Raw genomic sequence first — 22239 nt, forward strand, 5'->3', positions numbered from 1 at the left:
CAATCCAGGCAAAGCCTTCCATGTCTGGCTTGAGGAAGCATCATCAACTCTATTCTATCCAAGGAAGCACCCTCTTGCTCGAGCCGGAGGCTCGAAATCCGCTGAAGCCCGATGCTACTTTGCACCATTTGCATTACTGTGAATTCATGGCGAAGCGCGACTTGCAGGCTGATAGAGGCTAACCGGTACGCCTGATTTGCGCGAGGAGTTTCTGGCGGAAGACTTCTGCCGGTGTTTTGTAGCCGAGGCATTTGCGTGGCGTTGCGTTCAGGCGGTTGCAGATCTCGGTGAGATCGCGGTCGCTGAGAGACAGTGGATCGACCTCTCTCGAAAGCCATTTCCTGGCCCGTCTATTGGTGTTCTCGACGGTGCCCTTCTGCCACGGGGATTGCGGATCGCAAAACCATGTCTGCGCTCCGATGCTGGCCTGCAGGTAAGGCCAGTCGGTGAACTCCGTGCCACGATCGAAGGTGATCGAGCGACGGGCGAGGTGGGGCAGGGATTGTAGCACCTGGATCAGGCCGTCCATCACCGGCCTCGATTGCCGGTCATTGTTGCGCAGCAGGACGGCAAATCGGCTGACCCGTTCGACCAGCGACGTCACGTTGGCCTTTCCGAACTTCTTGCGAAACTGGATGAGATCGCATTCCCAATGCCCGAACTGTTTGCGCTCGGCGACGGCGTCTGGCCGGTAGAGAATGTTGACATCCGGGGTGAACCGCCTGCCATGGCGGCGTCTGGCGTGCCGCGGCCGGCGTCTGGCACGATGCTCCGGCAGGTGTCGCCACAGTTTGATGGCGTGACCGTCCGAGGAATAGGCGAACTTATAGATCGTCTCATGGCTGACGGAGATCGGATGGCGCTCAAGCTGCAATCGGCCAGCGATCTGTTGTGGCGACCAGCCATGCATGATGCGCTCGATCACCGATTGGCGCAGCTGCGAGAACCGGGCAAGTTTGCGCAGCTTGGCACGCCGTTCTCGCGCCATGTCATTGGCCATCACGCAGTAGTAACCGTTGAGGTCCGGCATCTCGCGATCCTCGAACGTATTGCGGCGCAGCTCACGAAAGATCGTTGAGCGATGCCGGTGCAGCTTCTCGGCGATCACGTCAACGCTGATCCCAGCCTTGCGCCAGCGGGCAATCTTGCGGCGTTCCTCCATATCGATCTGGGAGTAGGTGCGCTTCATATCTCGTTCCTTGCAGGGATAAACCGTTGTTATCTATTGCAAGTCGCACTTCATCCTTGAACCCACCCCGGCTACATAAAGTGTCAAAGCTGATTAGTGGCGCGACTTCGCCAGCCAGTTAGAAACGCGACACTAGCACCGTCGGTCAGCCCCCGATCCGGCCGGCTGGGCCGGGTTGAAAGGGCGGAGCGGGGGCGGGTGATGACACTCCCTTCGGCTTTAGCTTTCTCACTGGCAATTGTTCTTTTGTCGCTCGATACTCGCTGGCACTTGCATGGCGCAGGTTGGAGATCAAAGCCGCACGATGCTTCCAGAAATCAACCTGCAGGGGCACGTCGATGTCGCCGCGCTGTCACCACTTCTTCGCGGCATGCTTCTTTCGGTTGCCTATGCTGACGGTGAGGGTGGCATAGGATTGACTGCGACCGGCGCCATGAACCGCAAGTTCGTGCATTGGGCTGCTGTGCACTTCCTCTGGCCAAGCTTCACAGCCGAAGACCTCTACAGCATGAACAAGGTGCTCAATGAAAGCGACATGCCGCCGCTTTGGGTCGTGCGCGACATGGCCCGTCATCTGAAACTTCTTCGCCGAAAAAAGGACGTGCTGCTGCCAACCAAACGCGGCCGGGAGTTTTTGGTGAACCCGCAAGCCTTCTTCGATCTGGTCGCCACGGATTATCTCTATTCGTATGTCCACGCCACCGAGCGGGAAGAGGAGGTCCGAGCGCGGTTACGCTGGTGGCGCATGTTCCTCAATCTTCTCAATATCAAGGCCAGAGAAGGTTGCACGCCAATGGACGTTGTGAAAATCCTCTATCCAGACTTGGCGCCTCTGTCGGACAGGGAAATGACCTTAGAAGCCTGGGAGTTGAAATCCGATCTCCAGTACGGCGTCTTTCGACGCTTATGCTGGCTCGGCTTGCTCTATGAGGCACGAGAGGGGCTCACTCTTCTCCAGGACGGATCCTTCCACAAGACGCCACTTTGGGCAGCCTGCCTGCAGTTGGAATCGGATACGCAAAGCGACATCGGCGTGCACTGACGAACTTCATTCCGCTGGCTGCCTCATCAACGCCTTCTGCCTTTTGGCAATCACCTCCGGATCATTCATGAAGTCCGTCCGCCGGCCAGGCTTGCGGCCACGCTTCTGATAACCATTGCCCTGGCTGCCATCGGGAATACCGAACATATGATCCGTCTGGCCGGTGCGGCGAGGGCCGCTCTTGCTGCGCTGCTGTTCCCGCCCAGCCTGCAGCTCGGCGACGATGGAAAGCATGTCGTCGAGACGCTTGTTCTCGACAACCTCTGCCCGGTGGACCGACCGCAATGTATCGAAGGTTCTGTAGGGCAGGGTGAAGCTCTCGTGCATGATCTCGAGGCGGCCGTCCGGGTAGTCGCAGACAACGACCTTCTTACCCGCCAATGGCCTGGAAATCTCGGTCGGATCGAGAATGAACAAGACCTTGTCGTAACGGAGCGTCAGCGACTGCGACAACGTGCGGACTTCCTTCCGGCACATGGCGCCATCGAGATTCTCATGCTCGGCCAGCGGTCGGTGCATGTCCTTCGGATTGCGCGGTTGCTTGCCGAACCGCGAATTGAAATCCGCAATGAACTCAGGCGCATGGGCATTGGCAGCTTCGATCGTATCGATGCCGCGAAGCCGCATCTCCTTCACCAGCCGATCCTGCAATGTCTGGTTGGCGCGTTCCACACGGCCCTTGGCTTGCGGAGTGTTGGCACAGATAATGTCGATGTTCAGCTCATAAAGCGCACGACCAAACTGCGTCAGGCCGCTCGTCCGGTCTTTCTCTGACGCATGCGTGCTACGGAAAACCCCATGTTTGTCGCTGTAGAACGCGAGAGGTTTGCCCCATTGCTGCAAATACGCCTTAGTCGCATGCAGATAGTCGAACGTGTTCTCTGATCCGGCGAACCGCAGGTGCAGCAGCTTGCCGGTCGCATCGTCGATATAGACGAGCAGGGCGCATTTGGGGCCGCGGTTCTCGAACCACCAGTGATGCGAACCATCGATCTGCACCAGTTCGCCAAAGCAGTCGCGCCGGCCGCGTGGCTGGAAAACCCGCTTCTTACGCTCGCGACGCGAAACCCAGATGCCGGCCTCGGTCATCCATTGCCGCAGCGTTTCCTTGGCCACCGAGATCCGGTGCAGCTCGATCAGCTTCTCGCGAGCCAGCGTCGGACCGAAATCCAGATAGCGTTCGCGGATGAGATCCAGCGCCGCATTGCGAAACTCCTCGCTATGGCGCCGGTTGCTCGGCTGCGATCGCTTCTTGGAAACGAGTCCGGCTGGACCATCCCGGTCATAGGCCTGTAGCAGCCGATGGACCTGACTTCGACTAAGCGTAAGCAGCTCGGCGGCCTGGACAACGCTCAGGCGTTCGTCACGGATCTTCTGGATGACTTCGAGGCGATGCAACTCTTTCTGCGACATGGTGATCATAAAGGACATGACGACTCCGACCGCTCATGGTCTCGACCAGGCTGAAGATCGTCATCCTTGCTCCCAACGTTGGCTTTGACCAGTACGTCGAGAGGCGAGACTGTCGCATCTCTAACTGGCCCAACTGTCGCATTACTAAATAGCCCTTACATAAAGAAGTGGCGTAAGCATACTTATGGAACCATAACGAGGTTGCCTCCGGTCCAGGCCGCGCAAGGACTCCGCTGACCAGTTCGCGCCACCTTATTTGGCTCTCCCGATTGGCGATTATGTTTGCGAATTGTAGCGGCCGACCGCATCGCTAATCATCTTCTTGGCGGCGTTGACGTCCCTCCAGCCGGCTATCTTCACCCGCTTGCCGAGCTCCAGATCTTTGTAGTGCGAAAAGAAGTGCTCGATCTGCTTCAGTGAGATTTCCGGCAGGTCGGTGTAGTTCTCAATCCTATCGTAGAGGCGCGTCAAATCCGCTACCGGCACGGCGATGATCTTCTCGTCCTTGCGGCCATCCTCTTCCATGACAAGAACACCTATCGGACGCACGTTTATGACGCAACGCTCAACGAGTGGTCGACTGTCAAAGATCAGGACGTCGATCGAATCGCCGTCTCCTGACAGAGTGTGCGGCACGAAGCCATAGTTACCCGGGTAGGTCATCGACGTAGAGAGGAAGCGGTCGACGACGAGTGCGCCGGCTTCCTTGTCCATTTTATACTTGATGGACTGGCCGCCGACCGGCACCTCGACAATGACATTCACGTCGTCCGGCGGGTTCTTGCCAACGGAAATCGCATCAAAAACCATGGAGGCCCCTTTTCGTTAATGTAGTCAGGCAAGCTACACCGGCGATGATCACGACGGCGGTCCAACCACGATCAATCTCATCGTTTCCTACGTCCGTCTGGCGCGGGCTGTCCTTCTCTGGCCCCGACGTGGGTCCCGGCGCGGCAACTCGCCGGAACCCACCTGTTCATCTTGTGCTGTCGTCACCATCATTCCAATTCAGTCGGTTGTCGATCAGGTGCTCGAGGACCGAAGGCTCGGCGAGCGTGGAGGTGTCGCCGAGTGCGGTCAAATCGTCCTCGGCGATTTTGCGCAGGATGCGGCGAATAATTTTTCCCGTGGTTGTCTTCGGCAGGCCGAGCGCGAACTGGACCTTGTCGATTGTGTAGATCGGGCCGATCTCCCTGCGCACCCAGGAAACGAGTTCCTTGCGCAGGTCGTCAGAGGCAGCCTCGCCGTCGATAAGGGTGACGTAAGCGTAGATGCCCTGCCCCTTGATCTCGTGTGGATATCCGACCACCGCGGCTTCCGAAACGCTGGGGTGGGCGACTAGGGCGGCTTCGACTTCCGCCGTGCCGACGCGGTGGCCGGAGACGTTGATGACGTCGTCGACACGGCCCGTGATCGAATAGTAGCCGTCTGCATCGCGCCGGGCGCCATCGCCCGTAAAATATTTGCCGGAATAGAGGGAGAAATATTCCTGCTCGAAGCGCTCGTGGTCACGGTACAGTGTGCGCGTCTGGCCTGGCCAGCTGTCGGCAATCACCAGGTTGCCGTCTGCAACGCCGTGGAGCACGTCGCCCGCCGCGTCGACGATCTCAGGCTTTACGCCGAAGAAGGGCTTACTGGCGGAGCCAGGCTTCAGGTCGGTGGCGCCGGGAAGCGGCGTGATTAGGATGCCGCCGGTCTCGGTCTGCCACCAGGTGTCTACGATCGGGCAGCGACCGTCGCCGACGACGCGGTGATACCATTCCCAGTTTTTGGGGTCGATCGGCTCGCCGACCGACCCGAGGAGGCGGAGCGAGGCACGCGAATACGATTTCACCGCCCCTTCGCCCGATCCCATCAGCGAGCGTATCACCGTGGGGGCGGTGTAGAACAAGCTGACTTTGTACTTGTCGATGATGTCCCAGTAGCGAGACACGTTCGGATAGGTCGGGACACCCTCGAACATAAGCGTCGTTGCACCGTTCGCGAGCGGCCCGTAGACCATGTAGCTGTGGCCGGTGATCCAGCCGATATCGGCAGTACACCAGTAGATGTCGCCGTCATGATAGTCGAAGACATATTGGTGCGTCATGGCGGCATAGACGAGATAACCGCCCGTCGTATGCACCACGCCCTTTGGTTTGGCCGTCGAGCCGGACGTAAATAGGATGAATAGCGGGTCTTCCGCCTTCATCTCCTCTGGCGGGCATTGTTCCGGGACAGTGTCGGAGAGTTCGTTATAATAGTGGTCGCGGCCTTTCAGCATGCCGACGGGCGCGCCGGTGCGCTTGACCACTATGACGCTTGTTACCACCCCAGGAAGCTTGTCCAGCGCGGCGTCCAAAGCGGCCTTCAGCTCCAACTTGTGCCCGCCGCGCAGGCCCTGGTCGCAGGTGACCACGACCTTGCTCCCCGCATCGGCGATGCGGCTTGCCAGGCTATTGGACGCCCAACCTGTACTAACCGCCGAATGGACCGCGCCAATGCGCGCGCAGGCGAGCATCGCATAGGTCGCCTCGGGGACCGTCGGCAGGTATAGTGTGACGACGTCCCCCTTCCGGACGCCCTGCGACTTCAGGACGTTCGCCCATTTCATCACTCGTGCGTGCAGTTCGCGATAGGTGATGCAGGCGCCATCCGTCGGGTCGTCCCCCACCCAGATGATGGCAGCCTGGTCGCCCCGCTCGTGCAGATGCCGGTCGACGCAATTATAGGAGGCGTTGGTGGTGCCATCTTCGTACCACTTGATCGAGACCTCGCCCGGTTCGAACGAGGTGTTCTTGACGGTGCTGTAAGGCTTGAACCAGTGGATGCGCTTGCCGTGTTCGCGCCAGAACTCCTCGGGGTTGGCGATCGAGGCCGCGTACATTGCCTCGTAGTGCTGCGCATCGATGAACGCGCGCTCGGCCCATTCCTTCGGAACTGGATAGACGCATGCCGCCTTTTTATTGCCCTTCATTGTCCTTGGCCCTTCAAGAGGCTGGGAGGGCGGAGCGTCCTCACCGGCCTTGGCCGCGATGCTGGCGATCTCGCGCGAACCGTTCAGCGCCATCTCGTAAGCCTGTTTCGCCAGTTCGACGCGGTCCTTGCTGGCAAGTCCCGCATCAGCAAAAATCATTAGGAGCAGTGAGGAAGCCGCGTGGAACAATTCCAGCTGCTTTTCCGCGATGCCGTAGGCCTGCACGACGGCCTCGATATTCTTGGCCTGTTCCTCAACAAGTGCTGCCGGATCGATGCCAGGCATGTTGAACTTGGCAAGCATCTCATTGATCTGGTTGGTTAGCGTCTGGATATCCGGGGTCTGCGATGTCGACATGGCTGGTTTCTCCTCAAATGATAGGGTTACGAAGCGTCGGATGGATCTTGTCGAGACCCATCGGACCGTCAGTGAAGATCGCCACCGCCATCTCTCGCGGATTGCGGATGATCGGCCGGAACTTCATATGGGCGAGGATGTCGCGTTCGATATCGATACCCGGCGCGACCTCGATCAATTCCCATCCGTCGGGGGTCAGCGAGAAGACGCAGCGCTCGGTGACGGCGAGCACGGCCTGGTGCCTGTCGCGGGCAGATTTGCCCGAAAAGGTGATCTGCTCGACCTCTTCGACGAACTTCATGTGCCGGCCTTCCTGCAGAATGGCGAGCTTGCCATCGCGAACCTCGATGAGCAGGCCACCGGCGGTGAACGTGCTGCAGAAGACGAGGCGTGGGGTGTTCTGCGAGATGTTGATGAAGCCGCCGGCCCCGGGGAAGCCGCCACCGAACTTGCTGACATTGACATTGCCTTGCGCATCGACCTCCCCGAAGCCTAGAAAGGCGACGTCCAGCCAGCCGCCGTCGATGAGATCGAACATCTGGTTCTGGTCTAAAATCGCTTCCGGGTTGATGGCCGCGCCGAAGTCCAGCCCGCCCTGCGGGATGCCGCCGATGCTACCGGCTTCGGTGGTGAGCGTGACGGACCCTATGATGTTCTCTTCCGCCGCGACCGTCGCAATTACTTCCGGTATGCCAATGCCAAGATTGACGACACTGCCCATCCGCAGTTCGTAGGCGGCGCGTCGCGCGATGATCTTGCGTTTATCCAGTTTCATGGAGGGGGCGCTGTCCAGCGGCGCCCGGAATTCGCCCGAGAAGGCACCGTTGTAATGGGTCCCATAGGTCTGCATGTGATCTTCAGGTTGCGCCACGACGACGTAATCGACCAGGTGGCCGGGGATTTCGATGTCACGCGAGTGCAGCGAGCCGGCGGGGGCGATACGCTCGACCTGCACAATGACGATACCCCCGCTGGCCTTGGCCGCCATGGCGAGCAACAGGTTGTCGAGCGTCGCAGCCTCCTTTTCCATAGTGACGTTGCCGGATGGATCGGCGGTCGTGCCGCGTAAGATAGCGACATCGATGGGGAAGGTTTTGTAAAGGAGCCACTCCTCGCCCTCGAATTCCCTCAGCTCGACGAGGTCTTCCGTCGTTCTGGAATTCATCTTGCCGCCGCCGTTGCGCGGGTCGACGAAGGTCCCAAGCCCGACTTTCGTGAGCAGCCAGGGCTTGCCCCCGGCGATCTCGCGGTAGAGATGGGACATGACACCGAGCGGCAGATTGTAGGCCTCGCACTTGCCGCTGAGCGCCAGTTGCGTCAGCTCCGGCACCAGCTTGAAATGCCCACCGATGAGACGTTTCACCAGCCCATCATGCGCCAGTCGATTGAGGCCCTTGTCTTTGCCATCGCCCGGGGCGGCGGAAAAGACGAGGGTGAGAGCGCGCGGCTCGCCCATTTCGAGAAAACGCCTTTGGAGGGCGGCGAGCACCGCCTCCGGCGTACCGACGCCGACGAAGCCGGAAATGACAACTGTAGCGTCTGGACGGATCATCGCGACGGCTTTGGTGGCGGAGCAAATTTTGTCCCTCATCGTTGTCCCCTCCGCACGCCTTGGCGCATGATCGTGTTGGTAACCGGATGAACCCGGATCTGTGCGGAGTCAGGCACTTGCTTTATGCAGACCACGATATTCATGCTGTCTTTGGCTCCAACCGAATGTAGCTTTTGTGTCTCGGTCGGTCCTAGCACTCGTCGTGCCAAGCCGATTGCGCGGAGATCAGCTGGCGGATTTCGGGGGGACTCGGGTTGGCTAGTCGTCGACAGTGCAACAGCTTTGTCAGGTTTGCGACACGGGTCGCTGCATGCGCTTGGCAGGGGCGCAACACTGCTTGCGTGGTTTTTAACCGCAACCGATTTCGCTAGAGAACCGGGCCGCTTTCCATAGCCAGCATTTGCATCAAGCGCAGCTCATTCGACCGAGAAGTATTGCGCATTGAAGCCGACCCACTGCTGCCTCTTCAGGAGCAACACGACATGTGTCGACATTGTCGTTTCCTTTGTCGACTTCGTGACACGTCTTAGGATTCTTCGGTCCGGTATTTTATCCCTCTAAGTGTTTGCGGCAGCACCAAATTCCGTTCTGCCACATCAATCCGCCCAGTCTGGCACGACGCTTGAAAATTGTTCTCGGGCTGCGACGGAACCAGCCGCGTCCGATGTCGCGGCATCTCCTCGGTCGGTTCGAACACGTGAAGGAAGTGACAATGGCTGCTCTGCGTCGAAAGAAAGCGTTCTTTGTCAAGCGGGTGAGGAAATGAGGAACGGCAAGGCGGATTACGCCAAGTGGGGAGCCGCCTACACGCCCACGCCTAAGCGCGTTAACGGAACAAGGGGGAAGTAGCATGACGTCCTCGAAGAAACGCATGGTCAAGGGGTCCGACATTCTTGTGCGGGTGCTTGTGAAACGGGGCGTCGAGCGCGTCTACGGCGTCCCCGGCGAGGAAAACCTCGACTTCGTGGAGTCGTTGCGCAAATCGGACATCACGTTCGTGCCGACCCGCACCGAGTGGGGTGCGGCCCTCATGGCCGCCACCGAAGGCCGGCTCACCGGCCGTCCAGGCGTCTGCTTCGCCACCTGCGGCCCGGGCGGGCTCAACTTCCCCAACGGCGCTGCGTATGCGCATCTTGGCGGATTTCCGCTGGTGATGATTGCCGGCCAGAAGCCGATCAAAAGCAGCTTCCATGGGCACTTTCAGGTCATCCCCCTCGTCTCCGTGATGAAACCGCTGACCAAGCTCGCAGTCCAAATCGAGTCGCTGCAAATGATCCGGCCAGTCGTCAGTGACGCATTCCGTATCGCGCAGGAGGAAAAGCCGGGGCCAGTGTTTGTTGTGATACCGGAAGACATTGCGGCCGAAGAAGGTGAGGAGAATTAATCATGACTGCGAAAACCCTCGATCGCGCGGCGAAAATGATCCTTGCAGCCAAGTGTCCGCTGATCATGGTGGGTGGGGCGGCAAGCCGCCTCGACGAGCACTCGATCGCCCAACTCCGCGACATCGCACGCCGCCTCGGCATCCCCTATTTTGCCACGCAACTGGGCAAGGGCGTCATGGCCGAGGACTCCGACCTCTATATGGGCACGGCGGCGCTTTCCAAAGGTGACCATGTCCACGTCGCCGTCGACAAGGCCGACCTGATCATCGCGGTCGGCTACGACAAGTGCGAAAAGCCTCCGTTCATCATGTCTGAGGGCGGGCCGGAGGTCATTCACATCGCACATCAGCCTGCGTCCTTCACGCAGGCCTATCGGCCGCACCTCGAAGTCATCGGCGACATCGGCGCTTCTGTCGCGGCGCTGGCAGATCGCCTCGAGGGCAAGCTGCCCAATGCCGGCGCATTGCTGCCGCTGCGCGAGGGGATCCTCGCCCTTAATTGCGACGGCGCCGATGAAGAAATTGGACTGGTCACGCTGGATGGGCTGGTGCACGCCGTGCGCAAGGTCATGGGGGAAAAAGACATCGTGGCGCTCGACAATGGCTTATACAAGATCCCGTTCGCCCGCGGATATCGGACCAATCACCCCAAGACACTGCTGCTCGACAACACGCTCGCGACCATGGGCGCCGGCCTGCCCTCAGCGATCGTGGCGGCGATACTGAATCCCGGGCTCCGTGTGATGGCGGTCTGCGGCGACGGCGGTATTCAGATGACCGGTCAGGAACTGATGACGGCCATCGAACTCAAGCTCAACCTCGTCGTTGTCATCGTGGTCAACGACTGCTGGGGCATGATCGAAGCGAAGCAAAGGGGCAAAGGTTTCCCGAATTACGGCACCAGGTTTGAGAATCCGGATTTCGTGAAGTGGGCCGAAGCCTGTGGCGCCAAGGGTACTCTCGTCGAAACGATGGCCGATCTGGTGCCGGCGCTGAAAACCGCTTTCGAGGGCGGTGGGGTGCACGTGGTCGCAGTGCGGGTCGATGATTCGAAGTACAAGCGACTGCTCGCCGGCGAGAGGGACCCGGAATGAACCTCCCTTGGGAGCCCCGGCGGGCGGTCGACAGCAAGGATCGCTTCTCGAAGCGGCAGGCCCTGCCGCCCGAGAGAGCCAAACAGAAGGACTAAACAGATGAAGCCATTTACTTTCCATACCCCGCCCAACATCCGTTTCGGGGCAGGCGCGTCCAGCGAGATCGCCGGCTTCTTCGAGGACTACAAGGTCGCCCATGTCCTGCTCGTCACCGACAAGGTCGTGCGGGCGCACGGGTTGACGCGCAATGCGGAAGCGGCGATTGCCGAAGCCGGCATTGCGCTCACCGTCTTCGACGGCGTGGTCGCCGATCCGCCATCGCATGTCATCGAAGCGGCAACAGAAATCTGCCGCGAGCACGGCTGCGACGCTGTAGTGGCGATCGGCGGCGGCAGCGTGCTCGATACGGCAAAGCTCGTCGCCTATCTCGCCAAAACTCCAGACAAGCTCGATGATCTCTATGGTATCGGCCTTGCCACCGGCGAGCGGCTGCCGCTGCTGCTGGTGCCGACCACGGCGGGCACTGGATCGGAAGTGACGCCGATCGCCATCGTAACGACGCCGACCAACGAGAAAAAGGCGGTGATCTCGCCGCGCCTCATCCCGGACTGGGCGATCCTCGATCCCGTACTGACGCTCGGCCTGCCACCGAACATTACCGCCCAGGGGGGCATGGACGCCATATCGCACGCGATCGAGGCCTATACCAGCAAGAACAAGAAGAACCCGATTTCCGACCTGTGCGCGCTCAAGGCGCTGGCGCTGCTGGCGGCCAATCTGAGGAAAGTGTGCGCGGACGGCTTGGACCTCGAAGCACGCTCAAAAATGCTGCTCGGCTCCATGCTGGCCGGCATGGCGTTTGCCAATTCGCCGGTTGCCGCGGTGCACGCCCTCGCCTATCCAATCGGCGAGATCTTCCATGTGTCGCACGGCCTCTCTATTGCGCTGGTCTTGCCTTACGTGTTGGAATTCAACCGGCCGGCGGCCGAAGCGCTCTATGCCGAGCTCTCCGAGGTTATCCAGCCCGGCTATCGCCGCCAGTCCGATGCTGCGGACGCTGCGGCCTTCGTCGCCGAGATCGAGGCGATTTGCCGCGATTGCGGAGTGCCAAGTTCGCTTTCGGCAGTCGGAATTGGCGAAGGCGATCTTTCCAAGCTGGCGGAGGATGCGATGAAGCACGAGAAGCGCCTACTGGTCAACAATCCGCGCGAGCTCGACTACAACCAGGCTCGGGCGATCTATGCCAAGGCGCTTGCGGGCCGCGGCCCGGCCGCGGACGAGTGAGCCGGCCACGGCCCCGAGTTCGGAGGACCGGCCGGAATTCTCTCATAACCTGCTGCGCATCACGGAAATGTGGCGCGGCAACATGGAGCAAGCAGGTGACGTTCGAAAGATTGTGGTTCAACTCAATGATGCCCTTCTTCACCACGCGCGCGGCCGACAGCAGCCTGTTTGCCGTCGCGCAGGGCGACGAGATGTCGGAAATCATCAAGCGCATGGTGGAAGCCCCGCGCCTTACCGACATGTGCCACCTCAACCGGCAGTTCTACGCGCTGATGGCGGCCTGGATGGACGTGTCCCAACGAATGGCGTTCTATCACGCCATCGCCTCCGTGCCGTGGGGCAAAGCCTATGAACGCTACATCGCGTCGTTCGCCGACACGGAGAAAGAAGACCCCAAGGATTTCGGCTGGCGCAAGGGCTTCGAAGCGTGGCGCGACATCGCCGACAAGGAACTGATCAGCAACATGCGCTCGAGGGATTTCCTCGCCGCGCAGCGTGAATTGTTGCGCGCCGCCCTGGACTTGCGCATTCGCCAGCAGGAAGTGGGGGACAGCGTCGGCCGGCTGTGCGGCGTTCCGACCCAACACGATTTCGACGAGCTGGCGCGCCAGATCACGGAACTCAGGCGGGAGGTGCGCGCCAGCCTTAGGGCGCAGCGCGATCCGGTCGAAGATGCGGCGCCGCCGGACAACCAGGAAAGGGATAAGCCATGACCGAACCTCGCGACACCACCTTCAACAGCTTCCTGAAGTATTGCGCCGACAATCTCAGCAGGTTCCACAAGGCGGCGGACTTGCTCGCCGGCATCGGCAACGTGGATGTCGATATCGGAGCGACGCCTAAGACGCTCGTCATGCGCCGCGACAAGGTGGAGCTATTCCGCTACGAGCCGACGACCGAGCGCACCGTCGACACGCCGGTTCTCATCGTCTACGGCCTGATCGGCCGCTACACGTTTTTGGACCTCCAGCCCGACCGCTCGCTGGTTCGCAGCCTGCTCGACAAGGGCATCGACCTCTGGCTGATCGATTGGGGTCAGCCCGGCCGCGGCGAGCGCTGGCTGACGATGGACGATTATGTCGACGACTATATCCACGAGGCGGTGCAATGGATCTGCCGCGCGACGGGCCATGACAGAGTCACGCTGCACGGCATCTGTGAGGGCGGCGTCCTCGCCACCTGCTATGCGGCGCTCCATGCGGAGCAGGTCGAGAATCTGGTCCTAGCCGGCACGCCAATCGACTTCCACGCCGATATCGACGGCGCGGCGGCCCACCATGGCTTGCTCAATACCTGGACGCGCTCGCTTGCGCCCGAGGATATCGACCTTATTATTGATGCGTTGGGCGGCGTCATCCCCGGCGAATTCATGGGCTCGATCTTCACGCTCATGACGCCAATGCGCTCGCTCACTAAGTACAATGTCGACCTCCTCGAAAAATTCGGCGAAAAGGACAAGCTGATGAATTTCCTGCGCATGGAAAAATGGCTGGCCGACCGGCCGGACCACCCGGGCGAAGCCGGTAGGCAATGGCTGAAGGAGTTCTATCAGGAGAACCTCCTGGTCAAGGGCAGGTTCGAGCTGTCGGGCCGCATCGTCGACCTTCGCGCGATTGTCGCGCCCGTGCTCAACATCTTCGCGCTGAACGATCACATTATTCCGCCGGCCTGCTCCAAGGCGCTCGGCAGCAAGATCGGCAGGACCGAGTATAAAGAGATTGGGCTTAAGTGCGGGCATGTCGGCTTGTTTGTTTCCAACAAATCGCAGGGCAGTCTCGCCGAAATCATAGCCAAATGGCTCAAGGTACGGGACGAGTAGGCGATTGCTATGAAAAATCAGATTTGCTCCCGCGAAACCGTCGCGACAATCTGTTCGTGCGATAGGATGCCTATCCGGATATATCCCGCTGATCGTGAACGGGGAATCGGGGCAAGGCCGAGGAATCCAAAAGCGCGATCGGAGCCCGGAACGCTCAATTATCTTTCCGGCGTCTTGAAGTCGTGCGAGATGGCGGTCCGCCTGGTTGTCGGAAAAGTCAGCCTATGAGACATGAACCCTTCTATGTCATCGTGGTCGATGACAGTGGATTTCGTGCATGCAAGAGCGCGCGTGGGTGGTTCCCGATAGATCAAGGCGATTGGCGATGACCTGCACCTCCATGCGGCACAGATACTGCTGCTGGAAGGCTGGCAAAGCCATCAAAGTGGCAATTCTCGACCCCAATACCGAAACTTCAGCCGAAGCGCAGCCGGACCGCCGGAGAGAGAATTCTCCCCACGAAATTCGCGATCCCGCCCCATGGTAGACATCTAGAACTTGTCTTAGCGACTAACCATTGCGGACCCGTTGGCGATTTCCGCCTCGCAGGTGAGATTCCGAGTCGCGACGCTAGCCTGCCGATAGCGTCAGCGAGCTGTTCGTGTCCTGCTTTCGTGTTGGTATCGACATGGGTTTTGGTGAACGACGAGGTACAGCCAAATTGTGCTCGATACCACGATAATGATATCGATGACACGGCCAGCCAGCTCAGGCAGCAGGATGATGTTGGGCTGGCCGCCGAAAACATAGAAGCAATTGAAGGATGACCATGAAGCGACTGTGAGGCAATGGTGGATAGTCAGTATTTCTGACTTGCTATTGTCGCGCGAGCGCCACCGGCGGTGAAGTTTCTCAAGTGTGCGGCCCAGAACAAGTGACAATGTGCAGGTGATAACGAGCGTTAGAGGCGCAGCACAAACCTTCGGCATGGGCCAAGCCTGACCAAAGAGGTAAAAACCTGGCTTGAGCAGTTTTTCCCATATGCCTTCTTCATGGGTCCAAACACCAGAGAAGTAATAATCCCAGCTGCCCGCGTAGAGATAATAGTATTCATAAAACCCGATAATGAGGCCGAAGAACATATAGTAGACATTCCGGCGCTGTGGATCAAGCACGTCGCTCCAGTAAGCGCGCTGCAGGTCAATGTCGCCGCAATTCGCCACACAGCCCACACACGCGCCTATGTCACCGTCCGCAGTTGCCTTCCGGCACATGGATTGGGGAAGCTTGGGGCGAAGATGATGGGGATGGCTTTCGAGGATCCCCCCAGGTTCGGTGTAGATTTTCTGAACGATATTAGCCGGACAGAAATAATTGCACCAAGTCTTACCGCCCCACAGAAAACCGGTCACGAACGCAGCGCTGATGATCGAAAGCGACGCGATGGCCATGGCCTTACGATCCGCGTTGATGACGAGAATCCGGGCCACAATCCCAATGAATAGCAGCCCGAACTGCACATACCAACTGTTGCGGGCTAGCCAACTCTGCCGGCTGATCACTTGCGGGGTCTTGCGAATGGCGCCGGTGCGGCGATCTACTTTCCTGCTATAACGCTGCAGGCCAACGAGCCCCGGTATCTGGGAGGCGAGCGATAGAGGACACACGCGGCGCCATGCTTCGTGTCCGAATACGATAAGGAACAACGGCATGATCGGTATCACGATTGTCCAGAAGACCCGAGTGCCGAGGGCATACGGCTCAACACGAAGCTCCACGCCCTGCACGATGACAGCATGATGTGCGACGCTTAAAGGGCTGGTTTCCTTGACAGGCCCCGTCAGTCCAGCGGAATAAGGATCCCAAAAAAGAGACATGATCAGGGTGAGCCAAGCCATGAGCAACAGGCTTCGCACATACAGCATTTTCCGCTCTGGCACCGATGAGAGCATCAAACACCCCCGCTTCTCTAAGATGACATTGGCCCGCTGGCGAGGGTATATTCGCGAATATTGACGACAGTAACTATTCTCAGACTGTGCGCTTTGTAAGATCGGACGATGCAAGCACGTATGGTTGGGATTAGGCGCGCCCTGTTTGTCATTCCGGCTACGCCTTGATCGCGAGGAGGTCGCGATGTGCGTCGCTCAGGCTCGTCAGCGCCGAGCCGGGTCGTTGGGATAATCCGCGCAGAAGCGATTGACGCGGGGCTGATTGAGCTGCTGGATCCATCTTAGCTGATCAGTGGTTGTTTGCGGCAGTAGACACCGACCGAAGTTCAACCGTTCCACAGGCATGCCGGATCGCGACCATCGATCTCGGCACATGTCTTTCACCACACCCCGCTTCAGAGCGGGCGTTAGAGCTTTCGCCGGACCTCCTGCCACCTCTCCCGGAGCAGCGTCAGCTCTGCGAAAGTTCGTTTCAACAGCGCGTTTTCGTCTTCGAACTGCCTCAGCTTCTTGATTTCCGGAGTCGCATCACTCACGTCCCGAGGCGTGCCCGCTTCTGGCGAAGGCGCCTCGACTTCGACGATTTCGCGGATCGCCGACATCTCGCTTAGGACCATCCGTTTCAACCGGGTGTTATCGTCTTCGAGGTGCTCCGGCTTCTTCATTTCCGGAGTGGCATCACTCGCGTCCCGAGGGGTGCCCGCTTCTGGTGAAGAGTTCCCGAAATCTTCGCGGATCCCCGCGATGGTGAGTTGCCCCTCTGCTCTGTGCGATGCGATTCGCTTTAACTGCTCAATGTGGTCATCGTCGTACCGCCGGTGGCCCTTTTTGGTGCGATCCGGTGAAACGAGACCCTCCTTTTCCCAAAGCCGAAGCGTCGATGGAGTAGATCCCGCACTACGTGCAGCTTCCGCAATGGTGTAGATTTTTTTCGGGTTCATCTCGGCACTTTTGTTGCGCAATTTTGCCGGTTAGAGACACGCTCGACCCAAGCGTCGTGAAGCTGCAATGTTTGCAAATCGCGTAAAGGGAAGACACGGGTGAATTTCGATAAAAGTACCCCGTGGCGGGTCAAATCAGTGCCGGATTTCATAACCATGTGTTCGATCACTCGCAACAGCGACGCTAGCGAATTTATCAGTCAGCCGGCAAGATCCTGATGTTTCCGGGCGTCAACGAGATCATGAAACGCGGCGCCGAGCGTGGCGGCAACCCGGCGTTCATCGTTTTCCATGGCGCCTCGCCGCGAGTGAGACCATCGCGGACCCCTTGGATGTCTTGGACGTGCCGCGGCCACTATTTTCTGTTTATGGACTCCGAGGACAGCGGCGTGGCCGAACCCCGCCACGAGGATGGCAACGTCCGCTGGCTCGCCTTAAGCAAAAGGTGAGGGCCCGCGCGCCCGCTCCTATTTGACCTCAAGGAATGCTCGAATTCGCTCTCCCGCCTGAGCAATGCTCAATAAGCCATCCATGTGCCCTCGCGTACCTTCCAGTTCGACGAATTCGACCGGCGTACCATCGGTTTTGATAATCGTTCCAGTCTCTCGCACTGCGTTTCCAGGAAAAATCAGGTCTTCATCGGTATAGATCAGCATCACTGGTACATCGATATCCAGGAGCCCTTTGTACAGGCTGTCTTTGGGCTGTCCAGCGACGAACAACTGATTGGCCCGCGCCAGATAAAGGAAATGGTTCGCATCTGACTGGGCAACGCGTGCTGCGCCCGCCTCGTTCAGCTTCGTGACGACCTTGTAGTCATTCGCCCAACTCTGCCCGGGATCTGCACCTTCTATGGCCCAGTTCCGCCCAAATGTACCGTCGGTCCATTCTGCCGAATTTGCCTGCAGTGTTAAAGTCTTCAGGGCTTGAGCCAGCCCTGCTTTTGGCGCCTGGCCTGCGTAATAATCTCCACCATTCCAGTTTGGATCCAGTTTGATAGGCGACGCCCAGACGTCCAGCCACGCGATCAGATTGGCATCTGCCCAACCAGAGGAAATGACTGGAATCACTCGCTCCAGTTTGTCAGGATAGCGTGCTGCCCATTCAAAGCTTTGCAGCCCCCCCATGGAGGCGCCCATGACCGCATGCCATTTCTCGATTCCCAGTTGGTCCATAAGACCTTTCTGCGTGTCCACGAAATCGCCGATCGTCATGATTGGAAAATCCATACCCCAAGGCTTTCCTGTTTTGGGATTGATCGTCGCCGGTCCGGTGGTGATGACGTTCGGATCGTTGGCTCCGAGATTGACCGGTGTGTCGGCCGACACGACAAAGTATTTGTCCGTGTCGATGGGCTTGCCGGACCCGATGATCGCATCCCAATAGCCGGCGCTTACATCCGCCTCCTTATATTTTCCCGCTGCGTGACTGTTTCCACTGAAATAATGCGGAATCAGGATGGCATTATCTTTGGCGTCGTTCAGCGTGCCATAAGTTTCGTACCCCAGCCGCATTTCGGGAACCGTCCTGCCTCCACTTGTCACGAAGTTCTTTAGGGTAAATTCGCGCTTCTCAACCAAAGGCTCATATGCCAATGCCGGGCCGGCCATCATGGCGACAGTGATAAGTATTTTCAGGCGCATTTATTTTCTCCTTGGTCGGGATTACCAACGAAACAAAGCGGTGGCCTCAGCCTTTCAAAGCCGTATCCTGGTCACCGGATTTCACATTGATCCAGGTCAAAACTTCTCAGTTTCCAGGGGCCTATTCGCCCCTGTAGGAGCATGTCGCGTCCAGACCGTAGCGACTTCTCAAGAGTAATACTCTGGTGCCTTCTTGAAGGTCGACCACGCATCGGGGTCGTGACCGGTGACGACGTTTGCCCCCGTCCTTTCCGCTATGGTGCGCAGCTTCTGTACAGAGCGAACAGTATCCACCGTCGATGCGAGGAAGCCGGGCAGCGCCTTTTCTTCCCAATGGTCGAGTGTGTAGGCGGCATCGATCGTCAGAAGCAGCGGCTCACTATTGGGAAGGCGGACGAGAAAGGATTGATGGCCCATCGCATGGCCAGGACTGAAGATCGTCGTCAGCGTTCCGTCGCCATAAACATCATAAAAATCGTCGTGAGTGCCGTTCAAAAACTGCCATTTCAGACCCGGGCGATCGAAATCCTTGCGGATGTAGCCGCCACCGGCGAACCAGTCGGGCGTGAAGGCGTATTCATATTCGGCTCTCTGCACGATATGCGTGGCATTCGGAAAGCGGCCGATCGCGCCGGTATGGTCGAGATGCAGGTGGGACTGCACGACATATTTAACATCCGCCGGATCGAAGCCGAGAGCTTTGACCTGATCGACGCATCCTTTGTCTTTGTCAAGCACCGGCCAGTACACATCGCAAATACCGCCCCAGTGGCCGCGCGGGTCCGTCGCGACTTCAATGGCGTTTCCACCGTCGATGATGGTGTGACCGTCGGGATGGGTGATCAGGAAAAAAGGAACCGGGATTTCGTAATCCGCACCATTTCCCTGATTCATTTTGATGTTGTGCACTTTGCATTTCAGGGTGCCGGACTGAAGCATGTAAAGCCGGATATCCGTCACGTTGGATCCTCCCCTAGTGATATGAACGGTGAATTTCTGCGGAATATTTAGAAGGCTTCCCGATACAGCGCCAGCGCATCCTCTTCTCGAACCTCGACCGGATTGTTGACGAGCAGGCGCCCCTGGTTCTTTATCGCATCCGTGGCCAGCATGGCGAGGCTGTTGTCGGTTACCCCGACATCGCGGAGCCGGCGCGGCGCGCCGCTTTTATCCATTAGCACCTGCATATGGGTAACGAAGTCCTCGGAACGGGCCGCAGTGTCGCCGCTTCCCTTGACTCCAAGCACATCGGCAAGCTCGGCGTAAAGCGGGGCAGCCGCCTGTGCATTGTAACGAAGGACTGGGCCGAGCATCAGAGCGTTCGAAAGACCATGCGTAATGTGATAATGTCCACCCAGCGGATAGGCCAACGCGTGGACCGCAGCCACCGGGGAATTGGAGAAAGCCTGGCCCGCAAGCATTGCACCGAGAAGCATGCCTTCGCGAGCATCCCGGTTTGTCGGCTCCTTGCAGGCAGCGATTAGATTGCTGCCGAGAAGCCGCAACGCCTCGCGCGCAAGCGCGTCCGAAAGCGGGTTTTTTTTATGCTTACTTGTATAGGCTTCGATGGCATGCACCATCGCATCGATGCCGCTTGCTGCGGTGTGAACCTGCGGCAAACCAACGGTCAATTCCGCATCCAGGAGCACGAAATCCGCATAGAGTCGCGCCGACACGACTCCCATCTTGGTCGTCTCGCCGGTGGTGATGATGGAAATGTTGGTGACTTCGGAACCGGTGCCCGCAGTTGTCGGAACGAGAACCAGTGGAACACGCCCCCCCTGAACTTTGCCGATGCCATACATTTCGGCGAGCGGTTGTGCCGACGAGAGCAGCACCGCCGCGAGTTTTGCTATGTCCAAGGACGAGCCACCACCGAGACCAATGACAATATCGGCTGCGACTTGCCGCGCCTCCTCGACACAACCATACAAAACACTTTCCGGTGGATCTGGCACAACCCTATCGAAAATCGCCACGCTGAAGCCAGCCGCCTCCAGGCTGGCGGCAATGGGCGCAATTAACCCAGCCTTCACAAGGCCCGCATCGGTGACCAAAAGCACCTTGCGCGCGGCAAAACGCGCAGCGATGATTTCACCTAATCGCTTAGCTCCGCCCCAGGCCATTTCAATGGATGGGACAGTTCGAAATTCGAATGGATTGATCGTCATTAAGTCCTCCCTTGTCGTCAGCCGCTTAAGCGATCGCCGAGCACAGATATTTGATTTCCAGATATTCATCGATTCCGTAACGGGAGCCTTCCCGTCCGAGGCCGGACTGCTTCACGCCGCCAAATGGCGCTACCTCGTTCGAGATCTGACCGGTGTTGTGACCCACTATGCCGTATTCCAGCGCTTCGGCCACTCGCCATGTTCGGCGGATGTTTTCAGTATAGAAATAGGCAGCCAATCCGAATTCCGTATCGTTGGCCATAGCGACCGCCTCTTCCTCTGTCTCAAAGCGGAAGAGAGGAGCGACTGGCCCGAATGTTTCCTCGCGGGCGATCTTCATCGCCTGTGTCGCCCCCGTCAGGACGGTCGGTTCGAAGAATGTTCCGCCAAGGCTGTGTCGCTTGCCACCTGCGACCACTTTCGCTCCCTTCGCGACCGCATCGCTAATGTGGTCCTCGACCTTGGCAATGGCCTCAGCGTCAATCAGCGGCCCGATCGTTACGCCCATCTGCGTACCTTCTCCGACTTTCAGTGCAGAAACATTCGCGGCAAGCTTTTCAGCGAAGGCGGCGTAAACACCGGACTGCACGTAGATACGGTTTGTGCAGACACAGGTCTGACCAGCGTTACGGTATTTGGAAACGACGGCACCCTCGACGGCGGCATCGACGTCCGCGTCGTCGAAAACAATGAAGGGTGCGTTGCCGCCTAGCTCCATTGATAGTTTTTTTATCGTCGGTGCCGACTGGGCCATGAGAATTCGCCCCACCTCGGTCGATCCGGTGAAAGAGAGTTTTTTGACAATGTCGCTTTCCGTCAGCACCTTGCCGATCTCGCGTGCTTTTCCTGTCACAATCTGGAAAACGCCGGCGGGAATACCTGCCTGATCGGCCAGAACGCCGAGAGCAAGAGCCGTGAGGGGTGTCTGCTCAGCCGGCTTAACTACCATTGTGCAACCGGCGGCCAGCGCAGGCGCCGCCTTGCGTGTGATCATTGCTGCCGGGAAGTTCCACGGCGTGATTGCAGCGCAGACACCTATCGGCTGCTTGAAAACCAGGATGCGCTTGTTGGTGGTGGGTGCGGGTATGATGTCCCCATAGACTCTCTTTGCCTCCTCGGCAAACCATTGAATGAAGGAGGCAGCATAGAATATTTCCCCCCTGGCTTCGGAGAGGGGCTTGCCCTGTTCAGCCGTCAAAAGGGCGGCGAGATCGTCTGCATTTTCTATTATGAGACCGAACCAGCGAAGCAGGACGGCCGCTCTTTCCTTCGCTGCAAGCGCGCGCCACGATCGGAACGCCATATCGGCCGCTGCTACTGCGTGCTCAATATCTGCCGCCTCCAGCGCAGGAACGGTGCCGACAATCTCCCCCGTCGCGGGGTTCTTGACGGTTACGTTGTTCTGAGAGCTCGCAACCCACTTGCCATTTATCAGGCATCGATCGCGTAGCAGTTCCGTTTTTTTTAGATTGACCATGACCTCTCCCAAGCATAAAGTTCAA

15 protein-coding genes and 3 pseudogenes are annotated in these 22239 nt (G+C 58.7%); 6 read left to right on the plus strand and 12 right to left on the minus strand.

The window, feature by feature from the left end; all coding sequences use genetic code 11:
- Positions 1–182, plus strand: a pseudogene (locus tag ACIPSK_RS32045) (acyl-homoserine-lactone synthase); the annotation flags it as partial.
- Here the strand turns inward: ACIPSK_RS32045 and ACIPSK_RS32050 are convergent.
- Positions 179–1189, minus strand: coding sequence for an IS30 family transposase (locus ACIPSK_RS32050; protein ID WP_446533126.1), 1011 nt, complete (start codon positions 1187–1189; stop codon positions 179–181). The pseudogene ACIPSK_RS32045 and the gene ACIPSK_RS32050 sit on opposite strands and share 4 nt — an antisense overlap.
- A gap of 304 nt (positions 1190–1493) precedes the next feature.
- Between ACIPSK_RS32050 and ACIPSK_RS32055 the strand changes: the two genes are divergently transcribed.
- Entirely contained in the window at positions 1494–2231 is a 738-nt protein-coding gene (locus ACIPSK_RS32055; protein WP_026154642.1) for a hypothetical protein, read from the plus strand.
- Positions 2232–2237: 6 nt separating this feature from the next.
- Here the strand turns inward: ACIPSK_RS32055 and ACIPSK_RS32060 are convergent, their stop codons facing one another.
- The 5 genes and pseudogenes from ACIPSK_RS32060 to ACIPSK_RS32080 form a co-directional block, all read right to left on the minus strand.
- Entirely contained in the window at positions 2238–3662 is a 1425-nt protein-coding gene (locus ACIPSK_RS32060) for an ISNCY family transposase (protein ID WP_128405657.1), read from the minus strand.
- Between the two features lie 258 nt (positions 3663–3920).
- Positions 3921–4454, minus strand: coding sequence for an inorganic diphosphatase (gene ppa, locus ACIPSK_RS32065; RefSeq protein ID WP_017968915.1), 534 nt, complete (start codon positions 4452–4454; stop codon positions 3921–3923).
- 166 nt (positions 4455–4620) lie between these two features.
- Positions 4621–6600: an acetate--CoA ligase gene (gene acs / locus ACIPSK_RS32070; protein WP_026154670.1), complete on the minus strand. Its 1980-nt coding sequence runs from the start codon at positions 6598–6600 to the stop codon at positions 4621–4623.
- A gap of 370 nt (positions 6601–6970) precedes the next feature.
- Entirely contained in the window at positions 6971–8548 is a 1578-nt protein-coding gene (locus ACIPSK_RS32075) for an acyl CoA:acetate/3-ketoacid CoA transferase (protein ID WP_162118134.1), read from the minus strand.
- Between the two features lie 14 nt (positions 8549–8562).
- A pseudogene (locus ACIPSK_RS32080) lies at positions 8563–8652 on the minus strand (nitrogen fixation protein FixA); the annotation flags it as partial.
- Positions 8653–9380: 728 nt separating this feature from the next.
- Between ACIPSK_RS32080 and ACIPSK_RS32085 the strand changes: the two are divergent.
- From ACIPSK_RS32085 to phaC, 4 genes and pseudogenes are all read left to right on the plus strand, one after another.
- Positions 9381–10987, plus strand: a pseudogene (locus ACIPSK_RS32085) (acetolactate synthase large subunit).
- Positions 10988–11086: 99 nt separating this feature from the next.
- Positions 11087–12271, plus strand: a complete 1185-nt coding sequence (locus tag ACIPSK_RS32090) for an iron-containing alcohol dehydrogenase (RefSeq protein WP_017968920.1) — start codon at positions 11087–11089, stop codon at positions 12269–12271.
- A 95-nt stretch (positions 12272–12366) separates the two neighbouring features.
- Positions 12367–12984 (plus strand): poly(R)-hydroxyalkanoic acid synthase subunit PhaE, encoded by a 618-nt coding sequence (locus tag ACIPSK_RS32095; protein WP_130773633.1) that lies wholly within the window; start codon positions 12367–12369, stop codon positions 12982–12984.
- On the plus strand, positions 12981–14090 hold the full coding sequence (gene phaC, locus ACIPSK_RS32100; protein WP_446533127.1) for a class III poly(R)-hydroxyalkanoic acid synthase subunit PhaC: 1110 nt from the start codon (positions 12981–12983) through the stop codon (positions 14088–14090). The genes ACIPSK_RS32095 and phaC overlap by 4 nt, the downstream gene beginning before the upstream one ends.
- A gap of 587 nt (positions 14091–14677) precedes the next feature.
- On the opposite strand, the gene ACIPSK_RS32105 is transcribed toward phaC, so the two are convergent.
- The 6 genes from ACIPSK_RS32105 to ACIPSK_RS32130 form a co-directional block, all read right to left on the minus strand.
- A complete protein-coding gene (locus tag ACIPSK_RS32105; RefSeq protein ID WP_162118135.1) occupies positions 14678–15982 on the minus strand; it encodes a 4Fe-4S binding protein in 1305 nt (434 codons plus the stop codon).
- A gap of 407 nt (positions 15983–16389) precedes the next feature.
- Positions 16390–16923: a MerR family transcriptional regulator gene (locus tag ACIPSK_RS32110; RefSeq protein WP_017968924.1), complete on the minus strand. Its 534-nt coding sequence runs from the start codon at positions 16921–16923 to the stop codon at positions 16390–16392.
- A gap of 467 nt (positions 16924–17390) precedes the next feature.
- Positions 17391–18566, minus strand: a complete 1176-nt coding sequence (locus ACIPSK_RS32115) for an E22 family MetX-like putative esterase (RefSeq protein ID WP_017968926.1) — start codon at positions 18564–18566, stop codon at positions 17391–17393.
- 168 nt (positions 18567–18734) lie between these two features.
- Positions 18735–19526, minus strand: a complete 792-nt coding sequence (gene attM, locus ACIPSK_RS32120) for an AttM family quorum-quenching N-acyl homoserine lactonase (RefSeq protein WP_017968927.1) — start codon at positions 19524–19526, stop codon at positions 18735–18737.
- A gap of 47 nt (positions 19527–19573) precedes the next feature.
- Positions 19574–20737 (minus strand): iron-containing alcohol dehydrogenase, encoded by a 1164-nt coding sequence (locus tag ACIPSK_RS32125; RefSeq protein ID WP_162118136.1) that lies wholly within the window; start codon positions 20735–20737, stop codon positions 19574–19576.
- 25 nt (positions 20738–20762) lie between these two features.
- The gene (locus tag ACIPSK_RS32130; protein WP_017968929.1) at positions 20763–22214 is read right to left on the minus strand and encodes an NAD-dependent succinate-semialdehyde dehydrogenase; all 1452 of its coding nucleotides are present in this window, start codon (positions 22212–22214) and stop codon (positions 20763–20765) included.
- Positions 22215–22239: the final 25 nt, after the last annotated feature.

The organism is Rhizobium sp. LARHSG275 (assembly GCF_052871115.1).